Genomic DNA, 19,235 nt, shown 5'->3' with positions numbered 1-19,235 from the left:
CCCGACCATAGTGCCGCGATGACAAAACCTCCGTTCCGCCTCTCCCCCTATCAGGTCCAGTTCCTGATGGTCGTGGGCTTCGTCACCGTCGGCTATGCGCTGTACCTGCGCTACATGGCGATCGAGTTCTCGAACGTGGCGCTGGCCTGCGACGCCGGGCTGCAGAGCATGATCTGCAAGGCGCGCGCACTATCGACCGTGCTGTTCAAGAACTCGGTGTTCGGCATCACTGCGCTGGTGATTGCGGTGTTGAACCTGACGCGGCCGTCGATCGTGCTGCTCACCGCCGGCCTCATCGCCGCCGGGCTCGGGATCGTGCTCTACAACGTCGTGCTGTCGGGGCTTGCGATCGGGCTGTTCATCCTGGGTTTTGCGCGGCCCGCGCCCGCCACAGCGTAGCGGCCAGCAACAGGTATATCACGCAGGTCCAGTCCGACTGCCAGTTGATCGTGCCCTCGTTGTAGATCGTGTAGAGGGCGGCGATCGCCAGGAGGCCGCCGAACACGGATTCCGCGAGCGGCCGGATGCCCTCCTTCGGGCGGTTGAGCATGGTCAGCAGCGCGAACGGCACCACCGCCATGGTCAGGGAAGCGTACGGAAAATCGCGGTAGCGCGGATCGAAGGCGAAGCCGAGCGCGGTTTCGGCGGCGATGACGGTGGTCACCGCCAGCACGATCGCCAGCAATGCGCCGATCGCGCCCTTGCCGCGATAGTCGCGCGGCCCGACCAGCTCCAGGAAGGTCGGCAGCGAACGCCCGGCGATCAGCGCATGCGCCGTCAGCAACGGCGCGGCAATCGCGGCCGCGAGCAGCACGCCCCAATGCAGCGACCCGCCGGCGCCGTAGCTCTCGTAGTACATCTTGTCGCCGGCGATCCCGAGCAGGGTGCCCGCCGTCGTCGCCGAAATGGCAACCGCGATCCAGGCCGACGGCCGCGGCGTCCAGGGCCTGCGGCGCAGTGTCAGCCAGGCGGTGAGGAAGGTGGCGGCGGACAGCGCCATGCCGCCCGCCATCTGCAGCTTCCAGTCGGGATAATTGCTGATCGCGACGCCGGGCGGATACTTCACCTGCCGCTTGATCGAATCGAACAGGCCCCAATTGCCGCCGACGGTGCCCTCGAGCATGCGCTTCCAGGGCTGGTCATAGGCCTCGATCAGGTTGACCCGAAAACCCTCGCGCTTGGCGAGATCCAGGATCTCGGACACCACCCGCGCCTGGTTGGTGCGCGACGGCAAGGCGCCCTCCCGCATCCGCCCGGCGCTCGGCCAGCCAGTCTCGCCGATCAGGATCTCCTTGCCGGGGAACGTCACCGCCATCCGCTTGCGGATGTCGTCGACATGCGCGGCGGCGTACTTGGCCTTGATCGGGACGTCCTCCCAATACGGCAGGATGTGAATGGTAACGAAGTCGACCGCGTCATAGATCTCGCGATTCTTCAGCCAGTATTCCCAGACGTCGGCATACGTAACCGGGATATTGCCCGCCGCTGCCTTCACTGCGCGGATGTTCCCGGCAAGATCGGTTGCCGTCATCTCGCCGCGCAGCAGCACCTCGTTGCCGGCGATGAGCGAGGTGACCACGCCGGGATATTCCTTGGCGAGCCGGACTGCGATTGCGATCTGCTGCAAATTCTTGAAGCGATTGCTGCCGAGCCAGATGCCCTGCATCACCTTCAGCCCAACCTTGGCCGCGACACTTGGGACCTGGTCGAGGCCGTTCTCGATCGAATAGGTCCGCACGCAATCGGTGACCTTGGCGAGATCGGTGAGGTCCTGCTCGATCTGCTCGACCGGAATTTGCGTAGCGGATTCGAGCGGCGTCTGGGCGCCGCGGAACGGCGTGTAGGACACGCATTGCAGTTTTGCGGCGGGATCGATCGGCGCACGCGGAAGCGTAATCGGCGTGGCGAGCCACCACCACACAGATGCAATCACGGCGAGCGAGATCAGGAGAAGCGCCAGCGGCGTACGAAGCGAAATCGGTTCCATCCTCCGGGGGACCGTCGAATTAGCCGGTCACAGCCCGTCTGCCAAGAGCGGGATTAGGTCAATACCATGGTTGTCCGGCGACAGTTTTGCGCTGGATCGATAAAGTTGTGAGTTTGCTGGACAAAATACGAAATTCCAGTCATGGGATTTCGCCAGAGTCTCCGCCGCACTGGAGACCTATTTGGACGGCATCACGCGAGCCGTTAGGATGATCCCGCGGGGGCAGGAACATTATCGGGGAATACATGCGTCGACGGCTGCTTGAGTTGAAGAACACTGCTTTGCGCCACCTTGCCGTAACGGGGCTTGTCGCAGGCCTCGCGCTCCTGATCGGAGCGGGCGGCGCTTTCGCCCAGAGCGGCACGCCGAACCCGCCGGACCAGGCCAAACAGCAGCCTGGACAGGCTGACGCCAATGCAAATGCCGTGCGCGAGGCTAACCAGCGCAAGGTCGAGGAATTCGTCGAGGCCCAGCAGGCCATCAATGGCCCGGCCGGCAACCCGGAATGCGTCTGGCTCGGCCGCCGCGTGGTCCGCCTGATGTGGAACGACGACCTCGATACCGCGTTCCGCCATCTCGACCTTTATGACCGGTTCGGCTGCCCCGGCGGTCATGTCCAGGCCGCGTTCCGCTGCCTGACCCGATTCGGTGCCCAGATCGACGACAAGGTGCGCGGCAGCCTGGATGGCCGCATCCACGCCTGCTGGATCAACCCGGGCGCCCAGCCGCAGGCCGCGGCGGCCGCCGCCGCGCCGACCCCGGCGCCGACGACAGCCGGCAATGCCGCGCCGGTAGCGTCGCCCTCGCCTGCACCGAGCCCGTCGGCATCACCTGCGCCGGCGTCGAAATAGCCGCATCGCGCCATCGGGTCCGGCCGCGATTTTTTTCGCGGCTGGAACGGCTTGCGCCCTTAAAACGCCATCGCGGCACACCAGTTGTTAAATCGGATGGCGGAGATATCTTTGCATCCGCCGCCGTGTTGGTCGAACCCAGGGGACGGGTTCGCTTAAGTCCTCAATCTCAGGCCCCGTATGGTTTAACCGCGATGCGCGCCGTCGTCGCCGTCCTGTTGCTTGTCACCGCCGCTCACGCCGCCCTGTGGGGTCTCTTCCAGGAGAAGCAGTCGGCGCCCGATTTCCGTGGCACGCTGCCGAGCCTGTCCTACGCCCCCTTCGAGTCAGGGCACACCGTCGCCGACCTCGCTGCCGACACCGAGAAGGTGCGCACCGATCTGAGAAAGCTCTCCACGCTAACAAGAGCGGTCCGCCTCTATTCGTCGACGGAAGGCAACGAACTGGTGCCGCCGGTCGCCGCCGAGTTCGGCATGAAGGTCACGGTCGGTGCCTGGATCGACAAGGACGCCAACCGCAACAATCGCGAGCTCGAAGCCGCGATCAACCTTGCCAAACGCAACAGCAACGTCATCGGCATCGTGGTCGGCAACGAAACCGTGTTCCGCGGCGAGCAGGTCCCGCTCGAAAACCTCGGCTCGGTTCCGGAGATCGGGTTGCCGCCCGAGGAATCCGAGCGGATCCTTCGCGAAGAGGCCCAGCGCCTTCATGACGCCGAAACACAGCCAGACGAAAATAGCAGCAGCGGCCTGAGCAAGCGCGCTGAAGCGATCAAGTGGGCGATCGCCGAGAACAACGTGCACCGGCTGATCAAGGTGATCCAGCGGGTCAAGAAATCGGTCAACGTTCCCGTCACGACCGGTGAAATCTGGAACATCTGGCGCGACCACCCGCAGCTCGCCAATTCGTCCGACTTCATCGCCGCGCACGTGCTGCCGTACTGGGAAAACTTCACCGACAGGCAGGCGGTGGATCAGGCGGTCGACCGCTACAATTTGTTGCGCGACTCCTTCCCCGGCAAGCGCATCCTGATCGCCGAATTCGGCTGGCCGAGCCAGGGCTACAATCTGCGCAGCGCCGAGCCCGGTCCGTTCCAGCAGGCCACGGTGCTGCGCAACTTCGTCGCGCGGGCCGAAGCCATCGGCATGGACTACAACATCGTCGAAGCGATCGATCAGCCCTGGAAATTCTTCGAAGGCGGCGTCGGTCCCTATTGGGGCATCCTCAACGCCGACCGGGAGGCAAAATTCGCCTGGACCGGTCCGGTCACCGATCTGAACTACTGGAAGATCGCGCTGGTCGCTGTCCTGGTCGGGCTGTTCATGTCGCTGCCGATCCTGCGGCTGGATTCGCCGACCGTGATGCAGGCGCTGCTGCTGTCGGCTGCGGCCAATGGTGTCGGCGCCTGGGTGGCGACGGTGTTTTCGTACTGGACGACGCACTATTTCGTCTGGGGCTCGGCCTTCGCGCTCAGCCTCGGCCTGGTGCTGCTGGTTCCACTGGTGCTGATCGCGATGGCGCGAATCGAGGAGATTGCGGCGGTTGCGTTCGGCCGCGGCCCGCGCCGGCTGATCGGCAAGAGCGAGCCGCTTGCGCCGGCCACGATCGGCGAGAACGTGAAGTTTCCGAAGGTCTCGATCCACATCCCGGCCTATTTCGAACCGGTCGAGATGCTGAAGCAGACGCTCGATGCGGTGTCGCGGCTCGACTATCCGAATTTCGAGTGCGTCTGCATCATCAACAACACGCCCGATCCCGATTTCTGGCGTCCGATCCAGGACCACTGCCGACTGCTCGGCGAGCGCTTCAAGTTCATCAACGCCGAGAAGGTGCAGGGCTTCAAGGCGGGCGCGCTGCGCATCGCAATGGAGCGCACGGCCGCGGACGCCGAGATCATCGGCATCATCGACGCCGACTATGTCGTGCATCCGGACTGGCTGAAGGATCTCGTGCCGGCCTTCGCCGATCCGCGCGTCGGCCTGGTGCAGGCGCCGCAGGAGCATCGCGACGGCGACCGCTCGCTGATGCACTACATCATGAACGGCGAGTATGCCGGCTTCTTCGACATCGGCATGGTCCAGCGCAACGAGTTCAACGCCATTATCGTGCACGGCACGATGTGCCTGATCCGGCGCGCGGCGATGGACAAGGCCGGCGGCTGGTCCAGCGACACGATCTGCGAGGACACCGATCTCGGCCTGTCCATCCAGCAGCAGGGCTGGCTCACGCATTACACCAATGTGCGCTACGGCGAAGGGCTGCTGCCCGACACCTATGAGGCCTTCAAGAAGCAGCGCCACCGCTGGGCCTACGGCGGCTTCCAGATCGTCAAGAAGCATTGGCGGCGCTTCCTGCCCGGCGCCAGCCGGCTGACGCCCGATCAGCGCCGTGAATTCTCGCTGGGCTGGCTCAACTGGCTCGGCGCCGAAAGCCTCGGCGTCGTGGTCGCGATCCTCAATCTGATCTGGGTCCCGATCGTCGCGTTCGCCGACATCGCGATCCCCGACAAGATCCTGACCTTGCCGATCATCGCCTCCTTCATCGTCTCGCTGGTACATTTCGTCGCGCTCTACCGGTTGCGCGTGAACATCAAGGCCGGCCAGATGCTCGGAGCCATGATCGCGGCGATGAGCGTGCAGTGGACGGTGTCGCGCGCGGTGGCACAGGGCCTGATCACCGAGCATCTCGCCTTCGCGCGCACTTCCAAGGGTGGCCTGTCGCGGATGTCGATCGAGTTTCAGGCGTTCTGGGAAGCCGTGATCGGCGTGCTGCTACTGATCGGCGCCATCGTGCTTGTCGTCACCAACGGCTACAAGCAAGTGCGGGAGATCTACATCTTCGCCGGTGTGCTGGTGCTGCAAAGTCTGCCATTCCTCGCCGCGGTTTCGATCGCGATCCTGGAGAATTCGCGGATCAACGAGTTCGCGTTCTGGCGCAACAGCGCGATCCGCACCGCGGAACTGATCGGGTTGCGCCCGGTCAGCCTGCCCTCTGTCGCCGCCCCGTCGCAGCCGGTCGGCTCCGAAATCCGCAACGACAGCTGAGCCAACTTCAAGAAACCGCCCTAACCACAGGCGCCGGAAGGGCAAATCCAGCACGACGGTGCACAATTGACCGCCGCTCGGCTATTGACCCGATGCGCCCTGCCCCCTACACAGCGCGGGCTAGAGCATGATCCGGAGCGGTTCAAAGCCTGCGTCCGGATCCGATGTTCAGGTGAGTGAGCGCGTAGCTCAGGCGGTAGAGCACGTGACTTTTAATCATGGGGTCGTGGGTTCGAGTCCCACCGCGCTCACCAAACTCAAACACTTGAGCCAAGTAGTCAGCCTCCAAAACTCTCTCGAAATTTCGGCGCGGCAATGACGTCGCCCTCGTGATGTTCTGAATTGCCGCGCCGCTGGACACAGGTCCGGACGCCGGCTTCCTTAATTTGTGTGAACCAAGCAACAGTTGTTCGGCGTGGTCTTTGGTAGGTTTTCGGCGCTGGGGATTTCAGGGCCCAGAGGCTGGAAGAACAGGGCGCCGCCGGGACAAATCATTTCGGGCCCGGCGGCGCAATTTTTCGGGACGGTCAGAACCGCAATCCCAACGCTCGAATCCGACGCGTGCGGAAAACCGACGGCTCGTTGCTCCCCCTGTCACAGTCATCCTGTTCGGTGTCGCCGACACCAGCACGCCTGCGGTCCTCGGATCGGTCGGCGGCAGGTGTATTGCGGCACGAGCCTTGCTCTTCAGGTGGCACTGCGAATTTCAGTGTCCCGGTTCAGGAATAAGCTGTCGCCGGGAGTGTATTTTGGAGAAGGCAGCTGCAGCAATTGGGAGGTATCGTTGGGATGCGCAACGCCTCTACAGACCAGGTTTTTCGTTCGGCGCGGAAGCACCGATTGGATGGTTTATGATCGAGAACTCAAGGGTCCAGCGCAGTTGAAGAAAGACGGCCGCTTCGCCGAGAAGCTGACCAAGGAACAGGCCGAACACATCAAGCAGGTGTTGACGGACGCCCTGAAGCCCGAGCAGTAGTCTGGGCCTGACGAGTTCGAATACTCCCGGTCGAGGCAGCACGGACCACGAACAGACAACATCTGTGTTACCTCGCAAGGTATATGAACAGAATTGGGCAAGGCGAACGAGGCGCGGCATAACCAAGGCGCTTCAGTGGAGCAAATTGGGCCGTTGCGGAATTCAAGATTGACTGCGGGCCCTTAGGTGGAACCACCGCCCGTCGCTGTCGGGGAACGATCGGTGAACAGCTCAAAGGCATCGCGGAAGCCGCCCGCACCAGAGAGGCCACCTGCGGGGAGCGCGAACGCATGAAGCCGAATGCGCACGAAGCTCGGCGCGTAATTCGGAGCCAACATGTGGAGTGCTACTAAAGTTCAGACATCAGGCCAGCGGCAGTTCACCCTGACCGCCCGTCCAGTCGATGATGTCGACCTGAAGCCCTCGCTTCAGCATCTCGGCCTCAAGACTGCCGGCGTGGCGTTTCCATTCGGGCGTCGCGCGGACCCGGAATTTCGGCTCTTCGCCGTTTGCCTCGAACTCATCGTCGGCCTTGAGCGCACCGCGGACGGCTTCGTACATCATCTTCAAGCTGGCGTCGGTGAAGGCGCCGTAATCCATCGGTCGTCTCCTTAGGCTGTTCGACGCAAAAGGCCGCCTCGCTGCTACACGTGGCGGCCTTCTGCTAGCGGCCCATCCAGACGGCCTAGAAACGACCCTGTGTGAGTCGGGTTAATGAAGCGTTGCCGGGTGCGGTGGCGGCATCCCCTCACATGCTCACAAAGGAAAGGTCCCGCCGAAGCGGGGCCCTCCTCGTGATGCAGCAGGATATGCCCCGGACTTGCTAGTCGTCCCAGTCGTGATCACGGATCACGAAGCCGCGGTCGCGATAATAGTCCCGATGGTGGTACCAGCCACGGTGCCAGCCGCGGTCGTGATCCCGGTACACGAAGCGCGGACCATCATATCGATCGCCGTAGTAGCCGCGGTCGCTGCCGATATAGACGCCCACACCCTGTGCGCTGGCAATGGTCGGTGCCGCGATCGAGAGTGCCGCAACCGCGGCAAGAGCGTAAGTAAGCTTCATCATGGCATCCTCCTTTCCAGTACTTCGTGATAACGACTGGCGTCCGCGCGTGTTGCAGGAACAAGTTCGGAACTTTCCTGAACGCCTGTTCAACATCGTGGCCAGGTCCACGCGATCGGCAGGGCGATGTTGGGGAACCTCGCTCCGTTGCAGGGCTTTACGGACCGGCAATTCGACGAGCCGCCTGCGTCTGGTCGTACGGGCGGCAAGAGCCAATTCTAGACTATGTGGAAGCCGCTCTGGTGCTCGAGCAACTGCGCCGTTGTGACATGCTGGAGCGTGATCGTGTCGTGGGCGGCATCGGTGATGACCGCGTTGCCGGACGCGTCGTCATGGATCGCGGCAACCAGGGAGCTCAGGTCCGCAAAGACGCTCTTGCTGAATTGCAGCGTATCGGTCGCGGCCGAGAAATTCGCAAGGGTCACATGGCCGAAGTTTTCCGCGAACACGAATGTGTCCTGTGCTGCCGCATTGGAAAGCTGATTGCCACTTTCGCCCGGCGATGCCGCCGCGACAACCAACGTTCCTCCGTTCCCATCATTGGCGAATTGAAAATTGTCCTGCGCGTACACCCCGAGGAAGTGGAGCGTCGCCGTGCGCGAGCCATCGCTCACCGAGAGCAGCCCGGAGGTAGTGTCGAAACTGGAATTGACGGTGTTGAAGTTGATGCCGTGCAAGTCGATCTGATCGGCCCCCTGCCCTCCGTCGCCGCTGAAAGCGATCATCTGGCCGCTGAACGTGGATGGCTGTTGAAGATTCAACGACGTGCCGTCGAAGGTTGTTGGTGCAGCGGCGTTCGGAGCTGGGTCTGACGGAACCACGTGAGCCTGCGCTGCAGACGCAAAGAACTGGTCGGACGCCGCACCCGCTTGAACCAGCGAAATTCCGGAAGATCCAACCGACGCGATTTGGATGACGTGACTGCCATCGAACGCGAGCTCGGTGACTTGACCGGCACTATTTTGGGTGATCACTTCCGCGATTCCGGCCGTCATGTTCTTGACGTCGCGAACAGGGTCGTAGCTCCCAGCCAACAAATTGCTTCCAATCAGCTTCCCTTGATCGAAGTACAGAATGTCTATTTGGCCCGTGGCAGATTGAGTTATGACGTCGGAATGACCATCCCCGTTGACATCTGCAACTCCAACGACGTTCCAAAACGCTTGATTGGTGAGAGCGCTTGCAGTCAGGTGGCCGGAGGAATCAAACCATAGAAAGTCGATCTGGCCATTCCACTGCGTCACGAACCCGGGGGCCGTCTCTCCACTGAAATGGCCCGCGCCCTTGATGTCCAAGTAGCTGCCGGCAAGCAGAAGCGACGCAGACAGTTTCCCTCCGGAAAACCAGAGCAGGTCGATCTGACCATTCGATTGCGTGACGAATTGACTGCTGCCCGTCGAGTTAAAATCGACATCGCCAACAACCTTCCAAAAGCTTTGGGGAGTCAGCGAGGAGCCAGCCAGATTGCCGGAGCTGAATTGCAGTATATCGATCTGACCGTCCGTCAGCTGCGCAGCAACATTATTGGTCTGGGTGCTCGCTGGTGTGGATGATGCCCCTACGTGAAACCCCAGGGCATCGAGCTGCTGCAGATCGACCGAAGTAAGATGTTGCAGCGTGCTGCCGGTGTAATATTCGTTGAAGGGATCGTTTGCACCCTGCACGCCGCTGTTGAGGAAGTCGCTCGGATCCGAGTTCTGGCCGTAGGCCGCGAGCTTCGTGCCGCCTCCGTTCAGGGAGAAATAGGCCGCTGATGCGGGAATATTGTTCGAGAACAACCGGACACCTGTGCTGGTGAAGCGGTAGAAATCGAATATGTCCGGTTGCGATCCGTAGGGAACGCGGCCCATGGCGTGAGTGAGTTCGTGAAGCGCAACGCCAACCAGGAGGCCGGGATCGATGTCGGTGGCAAAGGTGAGGCTGCCGTCGTCGGTGGTGGTGTCGTTCGCACCGATCACCCCCCAGAGCTTGAGTTGCGCGTTCCACACCGCGACCGAGGACTGGCCCTGGATTGAAGTTCCTGCCGGCAACGTATTGAAAGTCGCGTCACCTGCAGACGCGTTGTTCAGCAGGTCAGCCCTGACCGTCGAATAGCTGAGCCACTGTCCATTATCGGGCCCGGCCGCGGCGCCGCCACCGGTGCCGCTATAATCAACGTTGAAATTGAGCGTGATCTTGTCGGTGATCGCAGCACTCAAAAGCGATGCCGCCTGTTCGATTCCTGTTCGGAAGCTGGCAGGCGCCGCCATTGCAGCAGCGTCGAAGATCAGGTTGATCGTGAGCCCGCCGGAGGTCTCCGCGACGACAGAACCTGTGCCGCCCGCGCCGGAGCCGCTCACCGCAGTCTGCGCTTGAACCGATTCATCAGGGAGGACGACAGGCGTCGGCGGCAGGCTGTAAGGCGCGGGCGCCTCACCACGGTCCCAGTCCTGATTCTCTCGTAACCCGGCCTTGAATGTCATTGCTGGTTCCAGCTTTGGATCGCCCCAACGAAGCCGATCTTGACGTCCCGCTTATCAGGCACCGACGGCTCCAGCAAAGGATGCGCGGTCGTCATTAACCCGCTCTTAAAGGCTGGTGCTAGCTTGTCTCGGCACTGAGGCGAATACATTGCGGAGGGGTGAAGGTTTGGCGGCTTCGCAGAGGTTCCCGCGGCAAACCTCGGTAATTCGCCGGTCGGCCGTGTTCATATCCGGCGCACACCCAACCAGCCCGTAGAATTACCGTCATAGACTGCGGAGTTCGCTGTCCAGCTTCTTGATAATCTGCTTTCAGCACCCGCGGAATCTATCGAGCATGCCCGGGCACTGACGCCCGCCCACTTTCCCGCTACAGGTCCGGTCTTCTGTGTCGGCTGTCAGAGCCGCACGGCCGGCTCAAACTCGCGGACCTTCAGGACCGCAATTGGCGCTTGCGCGGTCGCACCGCGCCCTTGTCACCTTCTCGATCGGTCACAGCCCCAGGCATCGAAACAGTTGGGCGAGTGCAGTATTGGCGGATTGGGCGCGGCGCTCGAGGACTTCGGCCGCGGCGGCGTAGTTGCGCGCCAGGATCTGGAGCGCGCGGCGGGCATCCGGCAGCGTGGACTGCTCCGCCATCTCCAGGCACTGGTGCTCGAAATATCTGAGCTCCTCAAGTTCGGTCATTGCGATTCGTCCGATCTGGTTCTGCATTGTCGAACCCAGTGCGCCCGCGACCTAGTGAAAGTTTGGCAAGATTGTTGCGGGCCCCTGACTATCTGGTCGGAGTGTTTCTGGATGCATGATTTGATAATCACCGCTCCGTGACCGATAGCGCTGCGTGCGGTGCGGATCGACAAGCCAGTCCAATCGTTTCAGAATGGCGGCTGCTTGCTTCGCAAGCATGTCGTTGGAGCAGGCCGCGGCCGGCGCCACGTTGAGTTGGCCTTGTTGAAGTTGGCCTTGTTGAAGTTGGCTTTGTGGCACCAGATGAAGAAACGCGATTGGGCCTTCGTGGCGGCGTGTGTGGCAGGCGCGCTGCTGTTCGGCGTCTGGAGCTTCCAGATGGGTATCGCGTTTCATCGCTCACAGCACCAGCCGGGCGCGACAGATCTCTCCAGCTCGCACCGGCGAAGCCAGGACGGCTCGTCAGCGCGCACGGACTAAGCCCAGGCCAGACCTGCAGCGGCGGCGTCCTCGTCGTCTGTCTTCGCACGCGTGAGCCGCCTGCCCGTGCTGTCTTTTGCGCGACGGTGACGAATGTCAAACCGGTGCCGCGCGATCGGCACATCTCGCAACATGCCGCGGACAAACTCGATGGCCTGCCTGACGACGGCCACGACAGTCGCGACGCGCGTGAACAAGCCGATCAGGAAGATCATTGAAAAGATGTCGATATAGGCCAGCACGTGGCCGACCAGCATCAACTCGGGAGGCAGCGGAATCCGGTGGATATAGGCGCCGATCACGATGACGACCGGGATCAGCGCGATCAGCTTCCGCAGCGTCAGCCGGTCGAGCAAGGCCGCGAACTCGACGACCAGGATCTGCCAGACCCAGTCGCCAAGCGCCGCCGGCTTGTCGATGGTCCAAGTCTGCTACAACGTCTGCCACAACTGCGACCAGATCCGTTTCCGCATTTCGGCGTCCGCCTTGTCCTGTCCACCTGTCCTTGGGGGCGATACGGCGGCGGCTACGGCTTCGACGACGCTTCGCTGCCGTCGCCATCGACTGCGGCGCCTTGGGCATCGGCAGAATCGGCCGACGGAAAGATGCGCTCGTAGTTCGCGCGGGCCTCGCGGATTAGACGTGCGCGCTCCCGTTCGGACTTCGAGATGAACCTGATGATCTCACCCATGTGCTCTCCAAGGCAAAGGGACAATTATCCAACCAGCCGCGATGCAACCATCGTGCCTGCTGGTCGCATGGCCGACGTCCATGCTCCGCTCGCTCACCGGACCGCCCGCGGCGATATCCGCTGCTGGCCGAACGCCACGCGCGGATTGACGCCGCAATAGGCATCGCGGCCTGACGCCGACGCCTGGCACTGCTGGTAAGTCTGGTAGCCGCAATAGCCGGGATATCCCTCCTGCCTGCCCTGGATGCACCAGGGATAGTCATAGGGATCGGCGGCGGCCGGCGACGCGGATCCGACAATCCAGCTCGTCCCAAACGCCGCGAACGCCAGAATTGCCCAATTCGACCTGCGCATGATCCTGCTTCCTTCCTCGATCGGCACCCAGCCGCTGATTTAGGTACGCGGGCCAGATCTGCGAGGTTTCCGGTCACGGCCTCAAGAAGCTGTGACCCCAGGTGCCCGGCGCGCTTCAGAGGCTTAAGGGGGCAGCAGCCTGAACGGGCTTGGGACCAGACAAAAAAATACGAGGCCCGGTGTGCCTAGGAGACCGGGCCTCGTATCTGATGTCCCCCGCCTCAGTGGCGGATCAGGGGTTGTCGTTACGCGAGCTTGTCCGCGCGATCCATCCCGGATGACTACGGGGTCAGCCGGAAGCAGACCTCATTTGCTGTAGCTATAGAACCCCTGCCCGGTCTTGCGGCCGAGATGGCCGGCATCGACCATCTCCTTCAGCAACGGCGCCGGCCGATATTTGGGGTCGTTGAAGCCAGTGTAAAACACCTCCATCACCGACAGCATCGTGTCGAGTCCGATCAGGTCGGCAAGCGCGAGCGGTCCGATCGGATGGTTGCAGCCGAGCTTCATGCCGGCATCGATCTCCTCCGCGGTCGCAATGCCTTCCTGCAGCGCGAAGATCGCCTCATTGATCATCGGGCACAGGATGCGGTTCACCGCAAAGCCCGGGCTGTTCTTCGCCGTGATCGCGACCTTGCCGACCCGCTTGGCGAAGGCTTCGGCCTTGGCGACCGTGCCGTCGGATGTCTGCAAGCCCCGGATCAATTCGAGCAGTGCCATCACCGGGACCGGATTGAAGAAATGCATCCCGATGAAGCGGTCGGGACGATCGGTAGAGGCCGCAAGGCGGGTGATCGAGATCGACGAGGTGTTGGTCGCGACCAGCGCGCTCGGCTTCAGCCCGGCGCAGAGATCCTTCAGGATCTTGATCTTCAGCTCCTCGTTCTCGGTCGCGGCTTCGATCACGAGGTCGCAGCCGGCGAGCTTGGACTTGTCGGTGGTCGCGTTGATGCGCGCGAGCGTCGCATCGCGATCGGCTGCGGTCATCTTCTCCTTGCTGACGAGGCGATCGAGACTGGTCCCGACCGTCTTCAGGCCGCGCTGCACCGCCGCGTCGGAGATATCCGCCATGGTGACACCAAGCCCCGCCGCGGCGCAGACCTGCGCGATGCCGTTGCCCATGGTCCCGGCGCCAATAATGCCAACCGTCTCAATCATTGCGTTCGTCCCTCGTCGCTTGTGCGGCCGCGCGGCCGCATCGTCAGAAACGGCGGACCCGTGGGGTCCGCGGTTGGCGCATGAATAGCAGTCCGGCCGCACGGCCGATACAGGAGACGCCGGTATTTGGGTGCGGTCTATTCGGGGCGCGGCGGTAACGGCCGCCGCGGCGGAGCGGCGGAGCGTGATGGCAATTGGGTGCGTGGTGGCTCCGCGGTGCGCGACGGCTCGAGCACACGGTTGAGCCGCACGATCCACCAGGCCAGCCGCCCATAGCTGCGGCGCAATGCCGACACGAGCCCCTCGTCGATGTCTTGGTCCCGGTCCATGACCTATCGCTAACGTCGATCCTTGAACGAATAGTGTGACGCGATCAGCCGCTGCGCCAGCAACCCTTAGGAACTTGGCAATCATTTCACGCAGCCTTGCCCTTGCAGGTTGGCCGGCTCCGCGAGTTCGCGGCACGCGCGTGACCGCAGCAATGCGCAAGAAGGCACCAGCGCCGGTAGTCTCCCGGATTGCACACGGAAGACTTTGCGCTGCAGCATCGCAATACCGGTGCGTCTCGCATTTAGTTGATCGAATTTTCTGCCGGGCGCCGCGACACAAGGAAATTAGACGACGAGGGCTACGCCCATGCTTGCTGAAAAATTCTTTTTGCTTCTCGAGACGTTGCTTGACGGCCAGACCCATTCCGACGGAAGCCCGCGTGTGGTGAGCACCTCACCCCACATCCCGGTCAAGCTTCCGGGTGGAAGCCAACCGCAAGGCAGCCTCCCTCGCTAGACCTCTTGCTGGCGGCAGGTCAGTCGCCACGGTCGAGCTGGATTCTCAGGCGCCGCAGCCGCGTCGCTGCGGAATGCTGGTCGCGACATCGCTGCGCGTGCTGGCCAGGTGGTTGCCGTGACGCACGATCCCAGCGGCCGCAGCAGCCCCTTGCCCGCAATCCGGCTCATAGTTGGTCGAGGTGAGCCACGCTACGCCACGCCCACAACCAAGTGGTGTCGCCATGGACTGCAAGACCGACAGCAAGACCGATTTCGGGAGCATCGCCGTCGCAGTCTGTGTCGCCGCCTACACAGCGATCACCCTTGCCCATCTCGCCCAATACGATCTCGGCCTGACCGCCACGCAAACACGTCGTCTCTCGACGACGGCTGCGCTGTTCCTCGCGCTGCCGATCGCGCTGGATTTCCTGCGTACCGGACCCGGCAACGCTCGCTGACGCAGGCAACGGTGCGCCTGCCGCATCCGATCTCCCCTGCCGCGAACGCGCCTGCGCAACATAGCGCTAGGTGAAGCGGCGCGAATCAGCGTTACTTTGCAACTGATCGCTTCGTGGGATTTGGCGGCATGACCCAGCCCGACGTCTTTGATCAGAAGATCTTGGATCAAAGCATTCGCGAACTGCAGGAGTGGCTGCGCAAAGCCTGGCAGCAACTTGCGGACCCTTCGCTCACCGCCTTCTCCCGCCGCGAACTACGCAACCAGATGAAGCAATGCAACGCCGATTTGCGCGTGCAGCTGCGGGCTGTTTCCGAACGAACGCCGGGGCCGAGCGCTTCGTCGGCCAGGGCGTTCGCCAAGCCGGAGCTACGGATCCTCGCCTGATGCGCCTTCGCGCGAAGAAAACGCGTCAACACAAGACGCCAGCGCCTTGGTTCTGATTCACTCGGAACCGAGTTTGTCTTGTCGGTGCACGTGATGCCGCCATTCGCCGACGGCGCATCCTTTTGTCACGAACGCCAGCGCGCTAAAATGCCGCGATCTCCTGCTGCATGCGCGCCATACGCACCCTCTGCTTGTGCAGGGACGCCCGACAAGGCACAGCAAAGCTGCCCCGGTATGCCTATATTGGGCGTCGTAGCGCGGCCGAGGCCGCCAAAGCTTAGGGACTCCCGTGTTATATCTGGAACTTGCGATCGTGGCGGTCTTGATCGTCGTCAACGGTCTGTTGTCGATGTCGGAACTCGCGATCGTCTCCTCCCGCCCGGCGCGCCTCGCGGCGCTGGTCGAACGCGGCGTCAGCGGTTCGCGACGCGCGTTGGCGCTGGCCTCCGATCCCGGAAAATTCCTCTCCACCGTGCAGATCGGCATCACGCTGATCGGCGTGCTGTCCGGCGCGTTTTCGGGCGCGACGCTCGGACAGCGTCTCACCCAATGGCTGCTCGACGTCGGCTTGTCGCTGAGCATCGCCGACGCGGTCGGCGTGGGCCTCGTCGTCGGTGTCATCACCTATGCCTCGCTGATCGTCGGCGAACTGGTCCCGAAGCAGATCGCACTGCGCGATCCGGAGTCCGTCGCCGTGCGGGTCGCCCCGGCCATGACGATGATGGCGCGGCTGTCATTGCCACTGGTGTGGCTGCTCGATCGTTCCGGCAAACTGCTGCTGTGGGTGCTCGGCCATCGTGAGGATGCGCAGGACCGCGTCAGCGAGGACGAGATCAAGACACTGGTGGTGGAAGCCGAGAACGCCGGCGTGCTGGAGCCGGGCGAAAAGGAGATGATCGCCGGCGTGATGCGGCTTGGCGATCTGCCGGTCGGCGCCGTGATGACGCCGCGCCACGAGGTCAGTCTGATCGACCTCGCCGCCCCCGCGCCCGAGATCCTGTCGACGCTGCAGAAGAGTAGTCACTCGCGCTGCGTGGTATTTGACGGCAACCGCGATCACGCGCTCGGCATCGTGCAGGCCAAGGACGTGCTCGACGTCTACCTCGCCGGCCAGACGCCCAACATCCGCGCGCTGACGCGCGATGCGCCGATCATCCCGGAGACCGTCGACGCCCGCGACGTGGTCGCGATCCTGCGCGACTCCGGGGTGCATATCGGCCTCGTGCACGACGAATACGGCACCTTCCAGGGCGTCGTCACCAGCGCCGACATCCTCGAGGCCATCGTCGGCGCCTTCCACACCGAGGAGGGTCCGGCCGAGCCCGCTTATGTCAGGCGCGCCGACGGCTCCTACCTGATCTCAGGCTGGATGCCGGCGCTCGAGTTCAGCGAATTGCTCGGCATTGCGCTGCCCTCGCCGCGGCCCTACCAGACCGCGGCCGGCTTCCTGCTGCATGCCTTCGGTGCGATCCCCGATGTCGGCGCGAAAACCACGGCGCAGGGCTGGGAATTCGAGATCGTCGATCTCGACGGCCGGCGCATCGACAAGGTGCTGGCGAGCAAGCAGCCGGCGGCCTGAGGTTGCCAGCGGGCCGGCCTGTTGATAACGGGCAGGACAACGAAACGGGCGACCGCGGTGTGCTATCGGCATAGCGGCAGCCCAAGCAGATCCCGCGTAACCCCCACGGAATTGATCCCATGCGCATTACCCTCGTCGGTTCCCGCCATTTCGGCGTGACGACCCTGAACATGCTGCGCGAGCACGCCGTCGAGATCGCCAGGGTCGTCGTCCATGACGGCGAGGATCGGTTGGCGGCCGCGGCCCGGGCTGTTGGCATCGACGTGGTCGTGCAGGCCGACCCCAAACTGGTCACGGTCTCCGAGATCGCCCCCAGCACGGATTTGATCATCACGGCGCACAGCCACGCCCGCGTCAGCAGGGAGGCGCTCGCCGCGGCCCGGTTCGGCGGCATCGGCTACCACCCGTCGCTGCTGCCCCGCCACCGCGGCATCGCGGCGGTGGAATGGACCATTAAGGAAGGCGACCCGATCGCGGGCGGCAGCATCTATCACCTTGCCGACCGCATGGACGCAGGTGCGATCGCGGCCCAGGATTGGGTGTTCGTGAAGAAAGGCGAGACGGCGCGGGAGCTATGGGAGCGCGCGCTGGCACCGCTCGGCCTGCGCCTGATCGGCGAAGTCATCGATTATGCGAAGGCTTTCAAGACCCTGCCTGCGAAGCCGCAGGATGAGCAGTTTGCAACCAAGGCGCCCAATCTGAGCGGCAGCAGACACTAATCGGACGAAAGGTATCGAGACACCCCATCACACAAGGGCGGGAAGTCAAATTATTCGTTCCTGATCCGGAACCGGATTCACTATGATGTGTTTGAGTTCACAGGAACATTCGGGGGTTCCCGCGACGCAGCAAATTTTGAACACATTGTGACAGGATAAGCCGCGTCATCACACGAAATGACAGGGATTTGATTCATGCGTTCGATCCGCATTCGCGACCTGATTTTGGTCGCTTCGGTCGCTTCGGCTGCCGCCCTCACCGCTGCTCCGGTCTCCGCTCAGCAGCCTTATGACGGCCTTTGGAGCGTTACCGTAGTCACCAAGACCGGCAGCTGCGAACCGTCGTCCAGCTCAACCGTGACCGTCGCTGAAGGAAGGATCTCGGCGCAGGGCGCGGCGATCTCCGGCACCGTCGGCAGCGGGGGCCTTGTGCGGGTCTCGATCAATGGTGCATATGCGAACGGACAACTCAGTGGCAACTCCGGATCGGGGAAGTGGAATGGGGCATCAGCTGGCGTACCGTGCAGCGGCCGATGGGAAGCATCCCGTCAGTAAGATCACCAGCGTATCAAGTTTCTTCGCCATCGCGCGGCGGCCAGCATTTGCAGCCGCCGCGTTTTTCGTGACCGCACTCGTAAGCACCGCTGGCCTTGCCCAGTCCGGCCCATTCGCCGGCATGGCGGGCACCTGGTCCGGCGCCGGCTCGGTCACGCTGGACGACGGTTCCAGCGAGCGGATTCGTTGCCGCGCGACCTATCATGTCGGCGGGCCGCGGATGACCATGAGCCTCACCTGCGCCAGCGACGCCTACAGGTTCAACCTCGCGGCCGACGTGCAGGCTGAAGGCAGCGTGGTCAGCGGCAACTGGAGCGAATCCAGCCGCAACGTCAGCGGCTCGCTGCAGGGTCGCGGCGCCGGCGGCAACTTCCAGGTCCTTGCTAGCGCCCCCGGCTTCAACGCCGACATCTCGATGCGCACCAGCGGCAACAAGCAGTCCGTCACGATCAGGGCCGACAGCCAGTTCCGCGGCGCCAACATCACGCTATCGAAGTAAGCAATCAGCACTCCGACGAAAAAAGCCCTCGGTCGTCTCCGAGGGCTTTTTATTTGCCGCGCGGCAATTGCTCGCGCGTGCCTCAGCGGCGCTATGCCGCAGGCACGAACGCCGTCACCTCGATCTCGACCTTGGCGCGCTGATCGACCAGCCCATCGATATAGAGCAGCGTGGACGGCGGGAAATTGCGCCCGAGCGTTTCCTTCCACGCCGCACCGATGCCGGCGCCTGCGGCCTCGTATTCGCTGCGACTGGTCAGGTACCAGGTCAGGCGGACGATGTGCTCGGGACCGGCACCGGCTTCGTTCAACAGCTTGATGATCCGCTTCAGCGCAGTGCCGACCTGGGCGGCCATCTCGGGCGCGTACTCGCCCCTCTCATCGCCGCCGGTCTGCCCGGCGAGCACAATCCATTTGCCGGGGGCGTCGAACGCGACACCGTGCGAGAAGCCGCGGGGTTTCGACCATTCGGCCGGTTGCAAGACACGCATGAGCAGATCCTCCTGATACGATTATTCCC

Annotated in this window: 22 protein-coding genes and 1 tRNA gene; 11 read left to right on the top strand and 12 right to left on the bottom strand. The window is 63.0% G+C overall.

The window, feature by feature from the left end; translation table 11 throughout:
* Window positions 1–18: 18 nt before the first annotated feature.
* Window positions 19–399 carry a hypothetical protein gene (locus ABIB78_RS14530; protein ID WP_429025471.1) on the top strand — a complete coding sequence of 127 codons (381 nt, stop codon included), beginning with the start codon at window positions 19–21 and terminating at the stop codon, window positions 397–399.
* Here ABIB78_RS14530 and ABIB78_RS14525 read toward each other — a convergent pair.
* Window positions 359–1,987 (bottom strand): beta-(1-6) glucans synthase, encoded by a 1,629-nt coding sequence (locus tag ABIB78_RS14525; protein WP_429025469.1) that lies wholly within the window; start codon window positions 1,985–1,987, stop codon window positions 359–361. The genes ABIB78_RS14530 and ABIB78_RS14525 overlap by 41 nt on opposite strands.
* Window positions 1,988–2,232: 245 nt before the next feature.
* Between ABIB78_RS14525 and ABIB78_RS14520 the strand changes: the two genes are divergently transcribed.
* The 4 genes from ABIB78_RS14520 to ABIB78_RS14505 all read left to right on the top strand — a co-directional run bounded on the left by ABIB78_RS14520 (window position 2,233) and on the right by ABIB78_RS14505 (window position 6,858).
* Window positions 2,233–2,838 carry a beta-1-3, beta-1-6-glucan biosynthesis protein gene (locus tag ABIB78_RS14520; RefSeq protein ID WP_429025466.1) on the top strand — a complete coding sequence of 202 codons (606 nt, stop codon included), beginning with the start codon at window positions 2,233–2,235 and terminating at the stop codon, window positions 2,836–2,838.
* Window positions 2,839–3,032: 194 nt separating this feature from the next.
* Window positions 3,033–5,882, top strand: a complete 2,850-nt coding sequence (locus ABIB78_RS14515; RefSeq protein WP_429025464.1) for a glycosyltransferase — start codon at window positions 3,033–3,035, stop codon at window positions 5,880–5,882.
* Window positions 5,883–6,060: 178 nt separating this feature from the next.
* Window positions 6,061–6,136 (top strand) — tRNA-Lys (locus ABIB78_RS14510).
* A gap of 590 nt (window positions 6,137–6,726) precedes the next feature.
* Complete coding sequence (locus ABIB78_RS14505) at window positions 6,727–6,858, top strand: hypothetical protein (RefSeq protein WP_429025463.1); 132 nt, start codon at window positions 6,727–6,729, stop codon at window positions 6,856–6,858.
* Between the two features lie 363 nt (window positions 6,859–7,221).
* Here ABIB78_RS14505 and ABIB78_RS14500 read toward each other — a convergent pair whose 3' ends face one another.
* The 10 genes from ABIB78_RS14500 to ABIB78_RS14455 all read right to left on the bottom strand — a co-directional run bounded on the left by ABIB78_RS14500 (window position 7,222) and on the right by ABIB78_RS14455 (window position 14,082).
* Window positions 7,222–7,458 (bottom strand): hypothetical protein, encoded by a 237-nt coding sequence (locus ABIB78_RS14500; RefSeq protein ID WP_429025462.1) that lies wholly within the window; start codon window positions 7,456–7,458, stop codon window positions 7,222–7,224.
* Window positions 7,459–7,681: 223 nt separating this feature from the next.
* Window positions 7,682–7,927 carry a hypothetical protein gene (locus ABIB78_RS14495; protein ID WP_429025460.1) on the bottom strand — a complete coding sequence of 82 codons (246 nt, stop codon included), beginning with the start codon at window positions 7,925–7,927 and terminating at the stop codon, window positions 7,682–7,684.
* Between the two features lie 215 nt (window positions 7,928–8,142).
* A complete protein-coding gene (locus ABIB78_RS14490) occupies window positions 8,143–10,386 on the bottom strand; it encodes an NF038122 family metalloprotease (protein ID WP_429025458.1) in 2,244 nt (747 codons plus the stop codon).
* Between the two features lie 489 nt (window positions 10,387–10,875).
* On the bottom strand, window positions 10,876–11,097 hold the full coding sequence (locus ABIB78_RS14485) for a hypothetical protein (RefSeq protein WP_429025457.1): 222 nt from the start codon (window positions 11,095–11,097) through the stop codon (window positions 10,876–10,878).
* Between the two features lie 24 nt (window positions 11,098–11,121).
* Complete coding sequence (locus tag ABIB78_RS14480; RefSeq protein WP_429025455.1) at window positions 11,122–11,466, bottom strand: hypothetical protein; 345 nt, start codon at window positions 11,464–11,466, stop codon at window positions 11,122–11,124.
* Between the two features lie 80 nt (window positions 11,467–11,546).
* Window positions 11,547–11,906: a hypothetical protein gene (locus tag ABIB78_RS14475; protein WP_429025452.1), complete on the bottom strand. Its 360-nt coding sequence runs from the start codon at window positions 11,904–11,906 to the stop codon at window positions 11,547–11,549.
* Between the two features lie 170 nt (window positions 11,907–12,076).
* Window positions 12,077–12,241, bottom strand: coding sequence for a hypothetical protein (locus ABIB78_RS14470; protein ID WP_429025450.1), 165 nt, complete (start codon window positions 12,239–12,241; stop codon window positions 12,077–12,079).
* A gap of 93 nt (window positions 12,242–12,334) precedes the next feature.
* Window positions 12,335–12,595 carry a DUF3551 domain-containing protein gene (locus tag ABIB78_RS14465; protein ID WP_429025448.1) on the bottom strand — a complete coding sequence of 87 codons (261 nt, stop codon included), beginning with the start codon at window positions 12,593–12,595 and terminating at the stop codon, window positions 12,335–12,337.
* Between the two features lie 306 nt (window positions 12,596–12,901).
* Window positions 12,902–13,753 carry a 3-hydroxybutyryl-CoA dehydrogenase gene (locus ABIB78_RS14460; RefSeq protein ID WP_429025446.1) on the bottom strand — a complete coding sequence of 284 codons (852 nt, stop codon included), beginning with the start codon at window positions 13,751–13,753 and terminating at the stop codon, window positions 12,902–12,904.
* A 137-nt stretch (window positions 13,754–13,890) separates the two neighbouring features.
* The gene (locus ABIB78_RS14455) at window positions 13,891–14,082 is read right to left on the bottom strand and encodes a hypothetical protein (protein ID WP_429025445.1); all 192 of its coding nucleotides are present in this window, start codon (window positions 14,080–14,082) and stop codon (window positions 13,891–13,893) included.
* A 680-nt stretch (window positions 14,083–14,762) separates the two neighbouring features.
* Here ABIB78_RS14455 and ABIB78_RS14450 point away from each other — a divergent pair.
* The 6 genes from ABIB78_RS14450 to ABIB78_RS14425 all read left to right on the top strand — a co-directional run bounded on the left by ABIB78_RS14450 (window position 14,763) and on the right by ABIB78_RS14425 (window position 18,716).
* Complete coding sequence (locus ABIB78_RS14450) at window positions 14,763–14,978, top strand: hypothetical protein (protein WP_429025443.1); 216 nt, start codon at window positions 14,763–14,765, stop codon at window positions 14,976–14,978.
* Between the two features lie 128 nt (window positions 14,979–15,106).
* Window positions 15,107–15,364: a hypothetical protein gene (locus ABIB78_RS14445; RefSeq protein WP_429025441.1), complete on the top strand. Its 258-nt coding sequence runs from the start codon at window positions 15,107–15,109 to the stop codon at window positions 15,362–15,364.
* Between the two features lie 289 nt (window positions 15,365–15,653).
* On the top strand, window positions 15,654–16,943 hold the full coding sequence (locus tag ABIB78_RS14440) for a hemolysin family protein (RefSeq protein ID WP_429025440.1): 1,290 nt from the start codon (window positions 15,654–15,656) through the stop codon (window positions 16,941–16,943).
* 119 nt (window positions 16,944–17,062) lie between these two features.
* Window positions 17,063–17,662 carry a formyltransferase family protein gene (locus ABIB78_RS14435; RefSeq protein ID WP_429025437.1) on the top strand — a complete coding sequence of 200 codons (600 nt, stop codon included), beginning with the start codon at window positions 17,063–17,065 and terminating at the stop codon, window positions 17,660–17,662.
* Between the two features lie 195 nt (window positions 17,663–17,857).
* Entirely contained in the window at window positions 17,858–18,217 is a 360-nt protein-coding gene (locus tag ABIB78_RS14430) for a hypothetical protein (RefSeq protein WP_429025435.1), read from the top strand.
* Between the two features lie 121 nt (window positions 18,218–18,338).
* Entirely contained in the window at window positions 18,339–18,716 is a 378-nt protein-coding gene (locus tag ABIB78_RS14425) for a hypothetical protein (RefSeq protein ID WP_429026143.1), read from the top strand.
* Between the two features lie 91 nt (window positions 18,717–18,807).
* Here the strand turns inward: ABIB78_RS14425 and ABIB78_RS14420 are convergent, their stop codons facing one another.
* Entirely contained in the window at window positions 18,808–19,206 is a 399-nt protein-coding gene (locus tag ABIB78_RS14420; protein WP_429025432.1) for a RidA family protein, read from the bottom strand.
* Window positions 19,207–19,235: the final 29 nt, after the last annotated feature.

Source organism: Bradyrhizobium sp. I1.14.4 (assembly GCF_050435825.1).
Classification (GTDB): Bacteria; Pseudomonadota; Alphaproteobacteria; order Rhizobiales; family Xanthobacteraceae; genus Bradyrhizobium.
The sequence above is the reverse complement of the archived record's forward strand: the minus strand, read 5'-3'. Positions and strand labels throughout refer to the sequence as shown.